The 17,544-nt window shown below is 59.8% G+C and carries 15 protein-coding genes; all 15 read left to right on the forward strand.

Annotated elements, in window-relative coordinates; genetic code table 11:
- The first annotated feature begins 17 nt into the window (after positions 1-17).
- The gene (locus E4P82_RS00835) at positions 18-2,555 is read left to right on the forward strand and encodes a fused MFS/spermidine synthase (RefSeq protein ID WP_169247130.1); all 2,538 of its coding nucleotides are present in this window, start codon (positions 18-20) and stop codon (positions 2,553-2,555) included.
- Positions 2,552-3,529, forward strand: a complete 978-nt coding sequence (locus tag E4P82_RS00840; RefSeq protein WP_169247131.1) for an AAA family ATPase — start codon at positions 2,552-2,554, stop codon at positions 3,527-3,529. The genes E4P82_RS00835 and E4P82_RS00840 overlap by 4 nt, the downstream gene beginning before the upstream one ends.
- Entirely contained in the window at positions 3,526-4,530 is a 1,005-nt protein-coding gene (locus tag E4P82_RS00845; RefSeq protein ID WP_246327271.1) for a DUF58 domain-containing protein, read from the forward strand. Before E4P82_RS00840 ends, E4P82_RS00845 begins: the two co-directional genes overlap by 4 nt.
- Positions 4,527-5,126, forward strand: coding sequence for a DUF4381 domain-containing protein (locus E4P82_RS00850; RefSeq protein WP_169247132.1), 600 nt, complete (start codon positions 4,527-4,529; stop codon positions 5,124-5,126). The genes E4P82_RS00845 and E4P82_RS00850 overlap by 4 nt, the downstream gene beginning before the upstream one ends.
- The gene (locus E4P82_RS00855) at positions 5,120-7,090 is read left to right on the forward strand and encodes a VWA domain-containing protein (protein ID WP_169247133.1); all 1,971 of its coding nucleotides are present in this window, start codon (positions 5,120-5,122) and stop codon (positions 7,088-7,090) included. Before E4P82_RS00850 ends, E4P82_RS00855 begins: the two co-directional genes overlap by 7 nt.
- Positions 7,087-7,794 carry a hypothetical protein gene (locus E4P82_RS00860; RefSeq protein WP_169247134.1) on the forward strand — a complete coding sequence of 236 codons (708 nt, stop codon included), beginning with the start codon at positions 7,087-7,089 and terminating at the stop codon, positions 7,792-7,794. Before E4P82_RS00855 ends, E4P82_RS00860 begins: the two co-directional genes overlap by 4 nt.
- Positions 7,791-8,423, forward strand: a complete 633-nt coding sequence (locus E4P82_RS00865) for a hypothetical protein (protein ID WP_169247135.1) — start codon at positions 7,791-7,793, stop codon at positions 8,421-8,423. Before E4P82_RS00860 ends, E4P82_RS00865 begins: the two co-directional genes overlap by 4 nt.
- Positions 8,389-8,856: a hypothetical protein gene (locus E4P82_RS00870; protein WP_246327272.1), complete on the forward strand. Its 468-nt coding sequence runs from the start codon at positions 8,389-8,391 to the stop codon at positions 8,854-8,856. Before E4P82_RS00865 ends, E4P82_RS00870 begins: the two co-directional genes overlap by 35 nt.
- Positions 8,857-9,228: 372 nt before the next feature.
- Entirely contained in the window at positions 9,229-10,863 is a 1,635-nt protein-coding gene (locus tag E4P82_RS00875; protein WP_211202982.1) for an arylsulfatase, read from the forward strand.
- A 102-nt stretch (positions 10,864-10,965) separates the two neighbouring features.
- Positions 10,966-11,814, forward strand: a complete 849-nt coding sequence (locus tag E4P82_RS00880; protein WP_246327273.1) for a hypothetical protein — start codon at positions 10,966-10,968, stop codon at positions 11,812-11,814.
- 264 nt (positions 11,815-12,078) lie between these two features.
- Positions 12,079-13,083, forward strand: coding sequence for an HAD family hydrolase (locus E4P82_RS00885; protein WP_169247138.1), 1,005 nt, complete (start codon positions 12,079-12,081; stop codon positions 13,081-13,083).
- 156 nt (positions 13,084-13,239) lie between these two features.
- The gene (locus E4P82_RS21620; protein WP_246327274.1) at positions 13,240-13,389 is read left to right on the forward strand and encodes a hypothetical protein; all 150 of its coding nucleotides are present in this window, start codon (positions 13,240-13,242) and stop codon (positions 13,387-13,389) included.
- A gap of 13 nt (positions 13,390-13,402) precedes the next feature.
- Complete coding sequence (locus E4P82_RS21625; protein WP_246327275.1) at positions 13,403-13,693, forward strand: hypothetical protein; 291 nt, start codon at positions 13,403-13,405, stop codon at positions 13,691-13,693.
- A gap of 307 nt (positions 13,694-14,000) precedes the next feature.
- Complete coding sequence (locus E4P82_RS00895; protein ID WP_169247139.1) at positions 14,001-16,457, forward strand: tetratricopeptide repeat protein; 2,457 nt, start codon at positions 14,001-14,003, stop codon at positions 16,455-16,457.
- A gap of 543 nt (positions 16,458-17,000) precedes the next feature.
- Positions 17,001-17,255, forward strand: a complete 255-nt coding sequence (locus tag E4P82_RS23445; RefSeq protein ID WP_169247140.1) for an antibiotic biosynthesis monooxygenase — start codon at positions 17,001-17,003, stop codon at positions 17,253-17,255.
- Positions 17,256-17,544: the final 289 nt, after the last annotated feature.

Raw genomic sequence — 17,544 nt, forward strand, 5'->3', positions numbered from 1 at the left:
TTGGCAGGTTCGAAGCGATGGCAAAAAAGAAGCGGCCCACGCTTAAAGTCACTCGCAGCATCGCCGTGCGCGAGGCAACCGGTGACGTAACTCTGGTCGCTGTCTTGCTGTTGGTGATGTCCGGCATCGCCGGGCTCATCTATCAGTTGCTATGGGTAAAGCAGCTATCCCTGGTGGTCGGCGCCGACGTCTTCGCCGTGACGACGGCCGTCAGTGCATTTTTCGCGGGCTTGGCCATTGGCGGTTATTGCTTTGGCAAACGCGCGGATCGCCTTGCCCGCCCGCTTCGTCTTTACGCTCTCGTGGAAATTGGCATTGGCGTCCTGGGCGTATTGGCAACTTTGCTGATCAGCCAATCCGCGCCGTGGTTCGTGTGGTTGGAAACTCACACCGGCCCGGTCGCCTGGGCACTTCCGTTCGTGCTGGTCGGTTTGCCCGCCGTCCTGATGGGCGGTACGGTTCCGCTGATGATGCGTGTCGTTGCGCCCGCCGCCGCGCGCGTGGCCGCTGTCGGAGGACGTCTCTACGCCGCCAATACCGCAGGGGCGATTCTGGGCGTATTGCTCGCCCCCTTCCTGTGGATTCCGCTGTTTGGCGTCCTTGGTTCGGCATTTGTCGCCGCAACAATCAACGTCGCCGTGGCACTCATCGCCCTGTTCGTTGCGCGCTCCCGCGAGGCTCGGGTTTCTGTCCAAACGGCTTCCGCCTTACCCGAGGTTTCGCGCCGCAACCGCCTCGCTTTGGGCTTGTATTCCATCATCGGCGGTCTGGCATTGGGCTACGAAGTGATCTGGTCGCAAGCCATCGTGCAATGGACGAGCACCCGCGGTTTTGCTTTCGCGGTCGTCCTGGCCACCTACCTGGTTGGAATCGTTCTCGGCAGCGCCTGGTATGCGCGCCGCGCGGATCGAACCACCGACCCGTGGGGGAGTTTGGGACTACTCATCGCAGCGGTCGGGCTTTCTGGCCTGGTGGGTGTCCTGTTTGCCGGCCACTGGCTCTCGTCCGTCCAAGTCAAGGCAGCGACCTGGATGTTCCACCTGACGCAGCAGGAGTCTTTGGCCATGGCCGCGCGATTCGTGGTCGCGGCGGGCTGGATTGTGCTCGTTCCCACTTTTCTGCTGGGCGCGGCCTTCCCGGCGGCGCTGCGTTTGACTGCCGAACCCGCCAGTTCCGGCCGGGACACGGGGAGAGTGCTTGCGCTGAATACGCTCGGCGGCATTGCTGGCACTCTGCTGGCAGGGTTCGTCCTCGTTCCCAGGCTTGGTTTGGAACGTAGCCTGGTGCTGATGTCCGCCGTCGCGGCGACGGTGGGAATCGTCGCGGTGGTCAAAGGAACATCGGTTTCCCGACGATTGCAGTGGGCCACTTTCGCTTGCGGCGGCTTGGTTGTCGCGATGGGAATCGGTCTGGGGCCTGATCATCTGGCCCGCCTTTTGGCCGAGGCACGCCATGGTCGCTTGCTGTTTCACGAGGCCAGCGCCGCTGGCACGGTGGCCATCATCGAACAAGGTTCAGGACGGAATCGCTTCCGGCGACTGTATATCCAGGGCGTCTCGAATTCCGGCGATTCGATGACCTCCTTGCGCTATATGCGCTTGCAGGCCTTGCTGCCCTTGATCATTCATCGCGGTACACCTCGCGACGTCCTGGTGATCGGTCTTGGCACGGGAATCACCACCGGCAGCCTTCTGCGCTATCCAGGATTGGAACGGCGGGTTTGCGCGGAGTTGTTGCCCGCCGTGGTCCGTGGCGCGGCCCTGTTTGAAGGCAATGATGGCGTCGCCACCGATCCGCGCATTGACGTTCGATTGCGCGATGGCCGGCGGGAACTGCTGCGCAGCAACGACGGCTATGATCTCATCACGCTTGAGCCTCCTCCGCCATCGGCCGCTGGCGTGGTCAACCTGTACTCCACGGACTTTTACCGACTGGCAGCCACCCGTTTGCATACCAACGGCCTTATGGCCCAGTGGTTGCCTCTGCCCACCCAGACCGACAGCGACACGCGCTCGCTGGTCCGCAGCTTTCTCGACGTCTTTCCCTACGCCACCTTGTGGACGACGGAGCTGCACGAAATGCTGCTCGTCGGGTCACTCGACCCCATCGAGCTCGACGCCGCCCGTATCGCCGCCCGTTTCAATCAACCGGAGGTTGCCGCTGCGTTGCGCGAGGTGGGCATCGCCTCGCCCGCCGCCCTGCTGGCCACCTGGGTGACCGACCGCGCCGGATTGGAACGTTACGCGGCAAACGCCCAACCGACTACCGACAACCGGCCGCGCATTGAATACGGCGCATGGGTGATGCCGGGCGAATTCATCTCAACATTGCAAGCGCTGAACGATCTGCGCACAGCGCCGCCCCTGGTCAATGCGGACGCCATTCCGGAGAGAGAAATCTCAACCGAGCATCAGAAGCTCTTCGCCTTTTACGAAGCCGGGATTTACGCCTACCAACGGGATCGGTTGCGATGGCAGGAAACCATGAGGTGGCTGCTCACCCAAGATCCAGAAAACCCCTACTACCTATGGTTCATTGGAGCGTCGGACGCATGAACACTACGAATACTCACAACCAAATACTCGATCTAAAGAATCGCATGGCCAAGGCCATCATTGGCCAGGAGCATGTTATCGAACAATTGCTCATCGCTTTGTTGGCCAATGGCCATGTCCTCATGGAAGGATTGCCCGGCCTGGCGAAGACGCGCACCATCAAGAAGCTGGCCGCCAATCTGGAAAGCGAGTTTCGCCGCATCCAGTTCACTCCCGACCTGCTTCCCAGCGATATCACCGGGACGGAGATTTATGTGGGCGAAGCTGAAGGCGACAAGTTCCAGTTCCAGCAAGGGCCCGTTTTCGGGAATTTGATCCTGGCCGACGAGATCAATCGCGCACCGGCTAAGGCGCAGTCGGCCTTGCTGGAAGCCATGGAGGAGCGCCAGGTCACGGTTTCAGGAAAAACGTACAAGCTGCCCGAGCTTTTTCTGGTTCTCGCCACGCAAAACCCCATTGAGCAGGAAGGCACGTATCCGCTGCCGGAGGCGCAGATGGATCGCTTCCTTCTCCATGTCTTCGTAGGCTATTCAAGCGACGACGATGAACGGAAGATCCTGAGACTTGTCCGTGGCGAAGACGCCGGTTTGAAGGACAAGGAAGACGGCAAGCTCGCCGAGCAAATCGTTTTTGACGCGCGGAAGGAAGTCCTTGCCGTGCAAGTGGCCGAGGCTGTGGAGAAATACATTGTCGCCGTGATTGCGGCCACGCGTCGTCCAGGGGATTTCAAGGATGCGCCGTTTTCCAAGTGGATCAAAATCGGCGCGAGCCCGCGCGGCACCCTGGCCCTGGATCGCGGTGCGCGTGCCCGCGCTTGGCTGGATGGTCGAGACACCGCTACGCCCGACGACGTGAAAGCGGTTGCCCACGCCTGCCTCCGCCATCGCCTCATCCTGACCTACGAGGCCGAAGCTGAAGGCGTCACGAAGGACACCGTGCTGGACGAAATCCTGAAGCAAGTTGCCGTCGTATGAGCACGCTCGAAGAAAACAGCACAGACCGCCAAGGGATGAATTCAGGTCCCTCGCGTTCCGATCGTTCCGCCGTTCGCACTGCCTTGCCCGGCGTCTATGCGAGCCTGCCGGACCTGGTCGCGTCGCAGCGTCGAGCCAGTGGTTTCAGCTTTCTGCCCCGCCAGCCGATTCACTCACTCCTCGCTGGGCGACACGCCTCGCGCCTGCGCGGACGCGGGCTGAATTTCGAGGAAATCCGGCGCTACCAGATGGGCGACGACATCCGCCAGATCGACTGGAAGGTCACGGCGCGCACGCGCAAGACCCATAGCCGCGTCTTTACCGAGGAACGGGAACGCACCACGCTGTTGCTCGTGGATCAGCGTATCACGATGTTTTTCGGCAGCGTCAAGAACATGAAATCCGTCACGGCCGCCGAAGCGGCCGCGCTCAGCGCGTGGCGCGTGCTGGCCCAGAAGGACCGCGTTGGCGCCCTGGTGTTCAACGATTCAAAGATTGAGGAAATCCGCCCGCAGCGCAGCCAGGCTACGGTGATGCGGATTCTTCACGCGATTGTCGAACAAAACCACGAGCTTTCCGTGACCGGCGGTACCCAGGCTAATCCCGGCATGTTCAATGAGGTGCTCCGGCATTGCGACCGGCTGGCCAAGCACGATGTTCTCATTTGCATCATCAGTGACGCTTACGGCCACGATGAGCAGTCGCGCCAACTGCTCACGCGCATCGCTTGGCACAATGATGTGCTGTTCGCCTTCATCCACGATCCCCTGGAGGTGGAATTGCCTGCCGCCGGGCGGTTGGTGTTCAGCGATGGCCGCCAGCAACTGGAGGTGGACACCAACAACCGCGGCTTTCGCGAACGCTTCCGCGCTACGTTTGCCGAGGAACGCGCCGCCGGACGAAAATTTCTCCTGCAACGGGTAACGCCGGTGCTCCCGTTGAGCACCAGCGAAGACGTGGCCGAACAAGTCCGCCGTCAATTGGGAGCACGCTTGCGATGAATACTAACGCCACCAGCCTCGATCGGTTGCACGACATCATCGTGGCCCCGCCCGTCCCCTGGTGGCCGCCTGCGTCGGGCTGGTATTGGGTGCTGGGGCTGATGATCGTCATACTGCTGGCGACCTTGATCACAGGACTCATGCGCTGGCAGCACAACCGCTATCGCCGCGAGGCTCTGGCCGAGCTGGCGCGTCAGGAGGCGGCGCTGGAGAATCCTGAACGACGCCCTGGCGTTCTGTTGGATTGCGCCGAGCTTTTGAAGCGTACCGCGATGACCGCATTCCCGCGCGAAGATGTTGCCACGCTGACCGGGCCGAAATGGTTTGAGTTTCTCGACCACACCGCAAGCGGCTCGCGTTTCCGCGATGCGCTCGGCGCCACGTTGGAAAACGCCATCTACGATCCACGCACCGCCGACAGTCTCGATCCGCGGAAACTCCACTCCGTGGTGGAGGCAATTCGCCATTGGATCAAATTTCACGACACTAGGCTTGAACCGCAGGCAGGAGGTACGCCGGACGATGAGCCAGCGGGTGGTCCGCCGACGCCCGCGCGGTCTTCTGTCGGACAATTGCCGGAGAAGGACCCATGCTGACGCTCGCCTACCCATGGCTGCTCGTCCTGTTGCCGTTGCCATTGCTGGTCTGGTGGCTCGTGCCGGCACGTCGCGAAACCCGACAGGGGTTGGTCGTTCCCTTCCTCGCGCGCTTGGCCGAGCAGAGTGGCCAGCACCCGCTGAAAGGCGCCGTGATTCTTCGGGGTGGCTGGTGGCGCTGGCTAGCGGTGTGCTTTTGCTGGATCTGCGCCGTGTTCGCTCTGGCGCGTCCCCAAATCATCGAGCCGCCGGTCACCAAGGAAATACCCGTGCGAGATCTGGTTCTGGCCGTGGACTTGTCCGGCTCGATGGCGACGAAGGACTTTAAGAATGCCAGTGGCCAGACGGTGGACCGTCTCACCGCCGTGAAGGAAGTGCTGGATGCCTTTCTGGCGAAGCGCCAGGGCGATCGCGTGGCGTTGATTTTCTTTGGCAGCGCTCCGTTCGTGCAGGTGCCGTTTACCGAGGATTTGAAAGTCTGCCGCCAGCTCATGGACGAGGCGGAGGTGAGCATGGCGGGGCCGCAAACGGCATTCGGCGACGCCATTGGCCTAGCCATCAATCTGTTCGATCGCAGCGAGGCCAAGGAACGCGTGCTCATCGTGCTCACCGACGGTAACGACACCGCCAGCCAGGTGCCGCCCCTGAAGGCGGCCCAGATCGCGAAAGACAAGGGCATCACCATTCACACCGTCGCCGTTGGCGATCCTCGCGCGGTGGGTGAGGATGCGCTGGACGAAAACACGCTCAAGCAGGTCGCCTCGACAACCGGCGGGCTCTACGCCCATGCCGCCGACACCCAGCAATTGGATGAGATTTACAGCCACCTCGACAAACTGGAAACCCGCAAGGCGCAAACGATCTCACATCGTCCCCGACACGACATTTATTGGTGGCCGCTGGCGGCGGCGTTGATGGTCTCGATGCTCCTCCATATTGGCCAGCTTCTGCGGCCAAAGATCTCAAGAAGGGTGAAGGCAGAATCACCTGGTCGTGTCCTTGCTTCTTTCGCGCCCTTCTCCTTGGCCGCATTATGGCCCTTGTCCTTCCATTTCATTCGTCCGGCCTGGCTGCTTGCACTCGCTCCCGCAGCGCTGCTGTGGTGGCTCCTGCGCCGACGCAATGACGCAAAGCAGCTGTGGCGCGGCATCGTTGCCCCGCACCTGCTCACACACCTGTTGGGCGGAGAGGAGAAAAACTCCCACCTTGGCCCATTGGAATTCATTGGCCTCGGTTGGCTGCTTACGGTGGTCGCCATCGCCGGACCGACCTGGAAACAGGAGCCCGCGCCTTTTGCGGATGACGTCGCCGCCATCGCCATCGTGGTGAAGGTTTCGCCCTCGATGACCACGGAGGACGTGCAGCCCAGTCGCCTGGCACGCGCCACCGATAAAATCCATGACCTGCTCAAGGAACGAGGCGCCGCAAAGACTTCGCTGATTGCCTATGCGGGGAGTGCCCATGTGGTCATGCCACCCACGAAGGACAGCGGCATTATCGATACCTTTGCCCGAGCGCTCGACCCGAAGATCATGCCCGTGGTCGGCGATGTGGCGGCGGAGGCCCTCAAGCTGGCGGATCAGGCCCTGGTGGAGGCCGGCGGCGGGTCGATTCTGTGGATTACCGACAGCATTGCGGCGGAGCAGAAGGCGCCTTTGTCGTCCTGGAGGAAGTCTTCCAGCACAGCGGTGCGCCTGTTGCCTCCGTTGTTTCCGGGACCCGAGCTGGATGCGGTGATCACAGGCGCCCGCACCGTGAATGCCAGCGTCGTTCGACTTGCCGCGGACGATACCGATATTCGGGAACTGGCCAGCGCTTCGAAGTTTGCCAGCGCCAGCGGAGGTGATACAAACCGTCGCTGGGCGGAAAGCGGCTACTGGTTGACGCCCATGATTGCGGCCCTCCTGCTGCTGTTCTTTCGTGAGGGATGGATGGTTCCGGTTCCAAGAGGTATGACACGATGACCTCCAACCAAAGCAATCGCGGACGCCAAACAAGCGCAGGAAAACAGCTCCCGCTGCCTTTGCGCTCATCTGTTCCTTGGGTCGTCGGACTCTTGTTCTTGCTGGTCCTTGTTGTCGGGACGGTGCGTAATCCCCACTTTTGGCTGACGGCCGACCAGCGCGGGGATCGCTTGTTCGCCGAGAAAAAATATGCTGAAGCGGCCAAGGCTTACGCCGATCCATGGCACATCGGCATGGCGCAATATCGCGATGGGCAATTCGAGGCGGCGGCCAAAACCTTTGCCCGCGTGCCGGGCGCGGATGGCGCGTTTGATCAGGGCAATGCGTGGCTGATGCGCGGCAAATACGACGAGGCCATTGAGCGGTATGACCGTGCCCTGGGCTTCCATTCCGGCTGGAAGGAGGCGGAGGACAACAAGGCATTGGCCATGGCGCGTAAAGAGATGCTGGCCGAGTCAAGCAAGCACCGGGCTGAGGAGTCCGCAAATGCCTACAAACCGCAGGAAATCAAATTCGATCTGAAGGGCGAGAACAAGGAGGAGGGAAAGCCAACGGAGATGAACGGAGAAAAGATGTCGGATGCCGAGCTGCGCGCCCTGTGGCTGCGCCGCGTGCAAACGACCCCAGGCGATTTTCTGCGGGCGAAGTTTGCCTACCAGGCGGCATCGGCGGGACAACCGTCCGGGACAGGAGGAACACCATGAAATCCCGGCCGGTTTCACGTGCTTTTATTCGATGTCTTCTCTGCCTCGCAGGGATGCTATTGTGCGGCCACTCACTGGCGCAGGAAGCGAAGGTGCGGACGAGTCTCGATACCCAGGACACTATCTGGGTCGGCCAGAAGGTTACGGTCGTGGTCGAGCTGCTCGCGCCGGGATACTTCTCCAGCGCCGCTTCGTTTGACCTGCCCGACCCGCAAGGCGTGCTGCTTTTGCCTCCCATGGGGCATCCCCTTCTGAGCAGTGAAACCATCGATGGCACGAGCTACACGGTACAGCGGCACGAGTTGTCGGCCTATCCGATGCGCGCGGGAGAGCAATCCGTCCCCGCCTTTTCGGTGCGCTTTGAATTCACGCGCACCCCAATGGACACCAATACAATCGCGGCTACGCTCAAGACCGACTCGATGCCGTTCACGGTCAAGATGCCGCCGGGCGCTGAAAGCCTGGGGCAGGTCATCAGCGCCCGGGATTTAAAGATCGAGGAGACGTGGCGGCCCGAGCCAGGAAAAGAAAAACGTGATGGCGGGCGCGGCGTTCACTCGCACGATCACCTTCACCGCGCCGGACGTGCCCGGCATGGTGTTCCCACCGTTTCCCGCCGGACAGATTGACGGTCTGGGCATCTACACCAAGCGACAATTGCTCGATCAAACCGACGGCGGCTCATTGCGCGGTGAACGGCGCGATGTCGTCACGTATGTCTGCAAGCGGGCCGGCGAGTTCACGATTCCCGCCACTCAATACACCTGGTTTGACCTGGAAACGCAGCAGCTTCGCACGACGGAGCTCCCAGGGCAAACCTTGAAAGTAGCGGTAAATCCGGCGTTGGCGACAGCGAGCGGTACAGACTCAGCAAGTGTTGTCGCCGCTTCGCGTTCCATTTCGTGGTGGATGCTAACCGGTCTGGCCGTTGCAGCGCTTCTGCTTCTCCTCGTGGGTAAGAGTGCCCGGTTCCGCCACGTTTTGGCCGATTTGTTCACTCCGTTTCGACCATTGCATTTGCAGCCATTGAATCCCACCGAACGATCTCAACAACAGAAATAGCCATGATAAGGACTTATTTATACAAACATTATCTTATTGGAACGTATCAAACGAGTGATCGCGGTGGAAGGGGATAAGGGCGCGACCCATTGGCCCGGTGCCCGACTACTTACGCTACGTACGTAGTCAACAGAGTAGAACCATTTGATCCTGCCAACTACTGTTATGTAATGGGTGTCGGGGCGAAACCGGCGCGCGTACCTGCGAAACAGCAGTGTGTCACCTGATCCATGGGAAGCTGAAAGCGGATATACCCGAATATACCGTGTACTGATAGCCCTTTATCTGTAAACCAACGAGTAGGAGTGAGGTCCGCCAATGAAATTGAAATTGAGGCTGGCAGCTTTACTGGGTATCGCGACGTTCGCCGCAATGGGGCTCGCCACCGGCAGCGCGGTTGCCGCAGAAGGCAAGAAACCCAATATTCTCTTCATCGTGTCCGACGACACCGGTTATGGTGACCTCGGTCCCTACGGTGGCGGCGAAGGACGCGGCATGCCCACACCCAATATCGACCGTATGGCGGCCGAGGGGATGACATTCTTTTCATTCTACGCCCAGCCGAGTTGCACGCCGGGCCGGGCGGCGATGCAAACCGGCCGGATTCCGAACCGCAGCGGCATGACGACGGTGGCCTTCCAGGGCCAAGGCGGTGGGTTACCGAAAGCGGAGTGGACCCTGGCTTCGGTGCTCAAGCAGGGTGGCTACCAGACCTACTTCACCGGCAAGTGGCATCTGGGTGAGGACGACTACGCCCTACCCAACGCGCAGGGCTATGACGAAATGAAGTATGTCGGCCTGTACCACCTGAACGCCTACACCTACGGCGACCCAACCTGGTTCCCGGATATGGATCCAGAACTGCGGGCCATGTTTAACAAGGTGACCATCGGGTCGCTTTCCGGCAAAGCGGGCGAGAAGGCAAAGGAGGATTTCAAGATCAACGGGCAGTATGTCGACGAGCCTGGCAAGAGCGTCACGCTCCACGGCGTCACTTATCCCGATGGCGTGGTCGGAATCCCGTTCTTCGACGGTTACGTGGAGAAAGCGGCAATCGAGTTTCTGGAGACAGCGGCGAAGGATCCCAGCAAGCCGTTCTTCATCAACGTCAATTTCATGAAAGTGCACCAGCCGAACTTGCCGGCGCCCGAGTTCGAGCACAAATCGCTGTCCAAGAGCAAGTATGCCGACTCGATCGTGGAGCTCGACGCGCGGATTGGCCATATCATGGACAAGCTACGCGCTTTAGGTCTCGACCAGAACACGCTGGTTTTCTACACCACGGATAACGGTGCCTGGCAGGACGTCTATCCGGACGCCGGCTACACACCGTTCCGCGGCACCAAGGGTACAGTTCGCGAGGGTGGCAACCGGGTGCCGGCGATCGCGATCATGCCGGGCAAGATCAAGGCGGGGGTCAAGAACCACGACATCGTCGGCGGTCTGGACCTGATGGCCACCTTCGCCTCGGTGGCGGGGATCAAGCTGCCTGAGAAGGACCGCGAAGGTCAACCGATCATCTTCGATAGCTACGATATCACTCCCGTGCTGTTCGGCACCGGCAAGGATCCGCGTACCTCGTGGTTCTACTTCACTGAGAACGAGCTCACCCCTGGCGCGGCGCGCGTGGGCAACTACAAGGCCATCTTCAACCTGCGCGGCGACGATGGCCAGGCCACCGGTGGCCTCGCGGTCGACAGCAACCTCGGCTGGAAGGGCGCGGAGAAGTACGTCGCCACGGTACCGCAGGTCTTCGACCTGTGGGCCGATCCGCAGGAACGCTATGACATCTTCATGAACAACTACACCGAGCGCACCTGGACCATGGTTACCATCAGCGAAGCGATCAAGAACCTGATGAAGACCTACGTGCAGTATCCGCCGCGCAAGCTGCAGAGCGAGAGCTACTCGGGTCCAATCACACTGACGCAGTACCAGCGGTTCAAGTGGGTGAGGGAGGAGCTGGAGAAGGACGGAGTCAGCATTCCGCTGCCGACCGGTAACTAGAGGTCAGGAAGTCGTCTGGGAGCCCGGCCGGAACCCCTGGGGGTGCCGGTTGGGCTCGTTCGGTTCCCCCGCAACCCCCGAAAACGACAGGTATCATCCACGATGCTCGAACATCAAGCCCGCCGGACAGCCTCACATTTGGCGCCCTGCGCGGCAGGGATACTGTCACGGCTCGCGGCGGGCATCCTGTTCGCCGTCGCGTTGACCGGGTCCGCAGTCGGGGCCGAAGGTGGCGGTGATGCCGCCGCGCAAGCCAACAACCCCTTGGCCAACATGACGGCCCTGAACTTCCAGGACTACTACATCGGTCGGATCACCGAGACGGACCAGGACGGCAACCAATTCTGGGTGCGTTTCGCCAAGCCCTTCGAGGTGGCGGGCACGAACTGGCTGATGCGTGCCTCCCTGCCGGTCAACAGTTTTCCCGTGGCGACGGACGGCGGCCTGGAAACCGGTGTCGGCGACCTGAACGTCTTCGCCGCCTATCTGTTCGATACCGGCAACCCAGCGGTGAGCTTCGGCATCGGACCGCAGATCACCGCGCCGACCGCCCCCAACGATCGGCTCGGCTCCGAAAAGTGGTCCGCCGGCTTTGCCAACGTGCTGTTCGATGGGCGTTCGAAGCAGTTCCAATACGGTTATCTTCTCACCTGGCAGGCCAGCTTCGCCGGCAGCGACGACAGCGCCGACGTCAATACCGGCGCCTTCCAGCCCTTCGCCTTCTACCAGCTCGGCCAGGGTCTGTATCTGCGCTCCACCCCAATCTGGGTCTACAATTTCGAGAACGACGCCTACAGCATCCCGTTGGGGCTCGGCATCGGCCAGATCATCAAGCGGGGCAAGACTGTCTTCAATCTCTTCGTCGAGCCCCAGGCCTCGGTCGCCTATCGCGGTCCGGGGCAGCCCGACTGGCAGATCTTCGTCGGTTTCAACATGCAATTTCTCGATTAGATGCTTAAGGATGGGCATCCCGCCCATTTCCATCTCGCGCCTTGAGAGGTGCGACTCTCGAAACGCTCCATTTTCAATGACCTAGGCCAACTTTGGGGCGCCAAGGAATTGCCGCGCAATGCCCCTCTTCCACCGGGAGAGGGGTCAGGGATGAGTAAGTATCGTATTGATTTCGGGGACTGTGGAATCCAGTCCGTTTCGGTTGTTGACGTGGGTTACTCCCTCCACGGGGTAGCCCGCAAGCTCATAAGATCAGAGGAATCCATGAAACCAGGCAGCAATAAACATATCTTGATCTACATAGTCGCTGGCGTGCTCGCCTTTGCCGCGATGGCCGCTCGCGCCGCCGACCCGCTTTCCTCCTGGCGGGAAGGACCGGCCAAGCAAGCCATCGTGGCATTTGTCGCCAAGGTGACGAAGGAGCATTCACCCGACTTCGTGTCGATCCCCGAGCGCATCGCCACGTTCGACAACGACGGCACGCTCTGGGCCGAGCAACCGATGTATTTCCAGCTTCTGTTCGCGCTCGACCGCGTGAAGGCGCTCGCGCCCCAGCATCCCGAGTGGAAGGATCAGGAACCGTTCGCCTCCTTGCTCAAGGGCGATATGAAAGGTGTGCTGGAGGGTGGCGAGAAAGCCATCGCCGAGATCGTCATGGCCACCCATGCCGGGATGACCACGGCGGAATTCGAACAAACGGTGAAGGACTGGCTCGCCACGGCAAAACATCCCAAGACCGGCCGGCCTTATACCGAGATGGTGTACAAGCCGATGCTTGAGCTGCTCGCCTATCTACGTGAAAACCATTTCAAAACCTTCATCGTGTCCGGTGGGGGCATCGAGTTCATGCGGCCGTGGACCGAAAAAGTCTATGGCATCCCGCCCGAACAGGTGGTGGGCAGCAGCATCAAGACGAAGTACGAACTGCGCGACGGCAAGCCGGTGCTGGTGCGCTTGCCTGAAATCAACTTCATCGACGACAAGGCCGGCAAACCGGTCGGCATCAATTCGCACATCGGCCGTCGGCCCATCGCCGCGTTCGGCAACTCGGTCGGCGACCAGCAGATGCTGGAGTGGACGCAAGCCGGCGGCGGGGCGCGGCTGATGATGCTGGTGCACCACGACGACGCCGAGCGCGAATGGGCCTACGGCGCGGAGTCGAAGATCGGTACGTTCAGCGATGCGCTCATGGCCGAAGCGAAGCAGCAGAGTTGGGTCGTCATCAGCATGAAGAACGACTGGAAGCGGATCTTCGCCTTTGAACCATAAGGCGCTGATTTCGGCATTACGTCCGCCGATACGCTGACGTTTGTTTTCCAGATCGACATATCAAAGAGTTTCGCTTGCATCCGCATACGCTTAGCGGATGCTGTTTTCCCATGGGACTCCAAACTCCGGATCCACTTAACTGTAAGGAGCAATAGGATGATGAAGAATATGCGCAAGATGACCGGTTCAGTCGTGCTGGCCGCCACGCTTCTGGCAGGGGGGCTGGCGCTGGCGGCGGACGCCAAAAAAGCCGTCCGGGACCGTCTCGATCGACGAAACACAATTCGCCTTCATTCTGGGCGGTAGCGTTGGCGGGGGTATGCTGACGTTCCATGGCAAGGAATATCCCTTCAAGATTGGCGGCATCACCGCAGGCGCCAATGTGGGTGTTTCAAAGATGAGCGCTACCGGTGAAGTGTACGATTTGAAAGATATCTCGAAATTTCCTGGCATCTACACCAAGCTGGACGTAGGTATCGCGTTGGGCGGTGGTGTGGGTGGATTGCGACTCAAAAATGAGAATGGCGTGATCATGCGCCTGGAATCGCGGACCCAAGGCTTGCAATTGAATGTGGGATCCTCCAGTGGTATTACGATCACGATGGAGTAACCTCATTATGTATTTGGCAGGAGCCGCCAGTTATATGCTGGCTGGCGGTTTCTCCGGTTCATGCGATGATATAGCAAGGAGCCGTTGTGATAGGGTTTAGGGCGACTGGCTCGCAAAAATTCCTCATTTCCAACTGCTTGCTCATAAACGGTTTTATCGCCCGTTTCTCGTTCCATCGTTATAATGTCGGACCGTGCTAAAACTCCCCATTTGACCACTGTCAAATATTAGTGGTTAGCAGAATTAACAAAACGGAACCTGCTTCGAAGTATGGTCCGAAACTTTTACCCAGCCTTTCAAAAAAACCATGACTTACTTTGCTCGATGGCTTTCCAGTGGGATAGCCCTGCTGCTGATGTCGCTCATCTTGCTTGGCGGTTTGGCCGTGTCCATCCGCTGGGCGTGGTCCGCTAGCGAACCGATGGAACCCCTGCCCGTGGCGCTGCCGGACCACCATCCGCCCATCACCTCCACCAACAGCGGTTACGTTGGCGCGCAAAGCTGTGCGGAATGCCATACGTCCGAATATCGGCACTGGAAGGATTCCCAGCATGCGCAGGCCATGCAGCCCGCCACCGAATCGAGTGTGCTCGGTGATTTCCACGACGTCTCCTTCAGCTATGCCGGCATTACTTCCACCTTCTTTCGCCGCGACGGGAAATTCATGGTTCGCACCGACGGACCGGACGGAACCCTCCAAGACTACGAGATCGCCTATACCTTCGGCGTGTACCCCTTGCAACAGTACTTGATCGGTTTCCCCGACGGCCGCTATCAGGCGCTGGGCATCGCCTGGGATAGCCGCCCGAAGGAGCAGGGCGGACAGCGCTGGTTCCATCTCTATCCCGACCAAAACCTGACGCATAAAGACCCTCTGCACTGGACCGGTTTGCAGCAGAACTGGAACTACATGTGCGCCGAATGCCATTCCACGAACCTGCGTAAGAATTACGATCCAAAGCTCAACCGTTTCAACACCACCTGGTCCGAAATCAACGTCGCCTGCGAAGCTTGTCACGGTCCCGGCGCCGATCACCTCGCCTGGGCCAAGAAGGAGGGGGATTGGCAAAAGCTGAATTCCACCAAAGGCCTGGCCATCGCCCTCGACGAGCGGCACGGCCTACAGTTTCAGTTGCGCGCGTTCGCCATGAAAGGGCTGGATCTCGCGACCCCCTTCTTGAACCCCAAGCCCAGTGTCCTCTGGACGGCAGCCACGCAGGCGGCCACGGACAGCGCTCCGGCAACCGCACAGCGTTCGGCCGGCCGCGAACTGGAGTTGTGCGCCCGCTGTCACTCGCGGCGCGGACTATTCTGGGAGGATTACGTTTTTGGCCAACCGTTGCTGGATACCCACCGTTTGTCGCTGTTGACGCCGGACCTCTACTACCCTGACGGCCAGATGAAGGATGAAGTGTTCAATCATGGTTCTTTCCTGCAAAGCAAGATGCAGGCGAGAGGGGTGAGTTGCGGCGATTGCCACGAACCCCACAGCGGCCAATTGCGCGCGACGGGTAGCAAAGTCTGTTTGCAATGCCACTTGGCGGCGAAATACGAGTCGCCGCAACACCATTTCCACCCGATTGATGCCAAGGGCGTGGATTGCGTGTCCTGTCACGCGCCGACCACCACCTACATGGTGGTGGACCCGCGCCATGATCACAGCTTCCGCATTCCCCGTCCGGATTTGACCGTAAAAATGGGCGTCCCCAATGCTTGCAATCGTTGTCATGAAGATCGATCGGCGCAGTGGGCGGCGGAGCAGATCAAGAAGTGGTACGGCCAACCGGTGCCGGGTCACCAACAGTTCGCCGAGGCGCTACATGCCGGGCATACCGAGGCTGCCGGGGCGCGGGAGTTACTGCTGGCGCTGGTCAAAAATCCGGAGCAGCCGAATATCGCGCGTGCCAGCGGGGCGATGTTGCTGAGCGAGCGTCTCGATCCCACCGGGTTCGAGGCACTTCGCCCGCTGTTGGCCGATCCCGATCCGTTGTTGCGGAGCGCGGCGGCGCGGGCGCTGGCGGTGTTGCCGCCGGAGCTGAAGGTTCAACACCTGGCGCCGCTGTTGGACGACCCCGTGCGATTGGTGCGGATCGACGCGGCGCAGAGCTTGGCCAACGTGCCCAAGGAAACGCTCACCGAAAACCAGCGCCAGGCGCTCCAGCGGGGCGTGGCGGAATATATCGCCGCTGAAATGACCAACGCCGACCGTCCAGAGTCGTATCTCAACATCGGGTTGATCCACATCGATCAGGGCCAGTTCGACCAGGCGGAAGCCGCCTACCGTGATGCCCTGAAGCTGCAACCCGCCTTTACGCAGGCGGCAGTCAATCTCGCCGATCTGTACCGGATTCAGGGACGCGATGGGGATGGCGAAACAATCTTGCGCCAAGCCTTGGATCTCGACCCACGGAACGCCACCGCGCACCATGCGCTGGGCTTGCTGCTGATTCGCCAGAAACGCCTACCAGAGGCCCTGAACGCCTTGGCGGAAGCCGCCCACTTGGGTGAGGACAACCCGCGTTACGGCTATGTGTACGCAGTGGCGCTGAACAGTACCGGCCAAGGGTCGAAGGCGATTCAGGCACTGGAGGCGGTGTTGGCCAAACATCCCAACGACCGTGAAACGCTCATGGCATTGGTGGCATTCCAACGCAACGCGGGGAATTTGGGCGCGGCGCGAGATTACGCACGCCGGCTGGCGGCGTTGGAACCGGAGAATCCCGAGGTGCGGGCGCTGCTCCAGCAAGTGGGGGCCACGAGATAAAACTCCAGTGAGTTCAATTGGCGCTGTTGCATTGATGGGTTTTGAGTGCGCTTTGGAGTTTTAATGACAGGGACGCGGATTACCCGCGACGGCACGATGATGCCAATAACAACATGCGGCGGATGCGGCAGCCCGGTGGCCGGAGATGTCGGTGGTGAGCATCAAATCGGCCGAACATCAGGCGATGTTGTCAATTCATCGGGCGCGAGCGGGGCTGGTAAACAGTTAGACGGCGTTGTGCAATCAAATTCGCGGTTTGCTCACCAAGTTTGGATTCGTGTTACTGGTGGGGCCGCATCAACTGCGGCCCTGGTACATTCGGGGGGGGAACGGCGAGCATATTGCGGTTTCCAGGGTTGAAAGGCTTGTTATGAATGTTATGCCGCTAAAATAGTCCAGGTGGATCAAGTTATTCTTGCCAACTACGATAAAAATATCGTAGATAAATAGAAACTATATAATCGTTAGTTATGTGAGTCAATGGGATCTTCATAATGGATAAGTATTGGGAGTGAAGAATGGTATGATAAGAGTGATCTATAGGTGGAAAGTGCGAAAAAACCGACGAAGAAAAAATTTCGGACGGCATGGGCAAAGGCAACAACTAGGATAAGAGAGTCCACAGTTGGTGCGCGAGGAAGTATTCTACTTCAAAGCCATCAAGATCCTACAGAGTTCGTAACTATTGCCCGTTGGGATAAGATTGAAGACTGGCAAGCGTTCTGGAAAGATCCGTCAAGAACGGAAATGCAGAATATGCACGCAATAGCGGAAAGATTGTCAGCAGATGCATTTTGACGAAGTAGAAGATCATACTGTTTTAGTGCAATGTAAATAATTTACACTACTACTATACCAATATTGAATGGCTATCATTCAATAATCACATAACAAGGCAAATCCAGCCGACTCCAAAAAAGCGCCGCTGCGGCGCTCTGCCTTTTTGGAGCGGATGATTTGCCCCCGTACTGTGGTCGCTTCGCGCCCGCACTACGGGGCGGCGGATTACAATCCGCATGGCTGCTTGGCGCTTCGCGCCCGCACTACGGGGCGGCGGATTACAATCCGCATGGCTGCTTGGCGCTTC

Source organism: Candidatus Competibacter phosphatis (genome assembly GCF_012939995.1).
Lineage (GTDB): Bacteria > Pseudomonadota > Gammaproteobacteria > Competibacterales > Competibacteraceae > Competibacter > Competibacter phosphatis.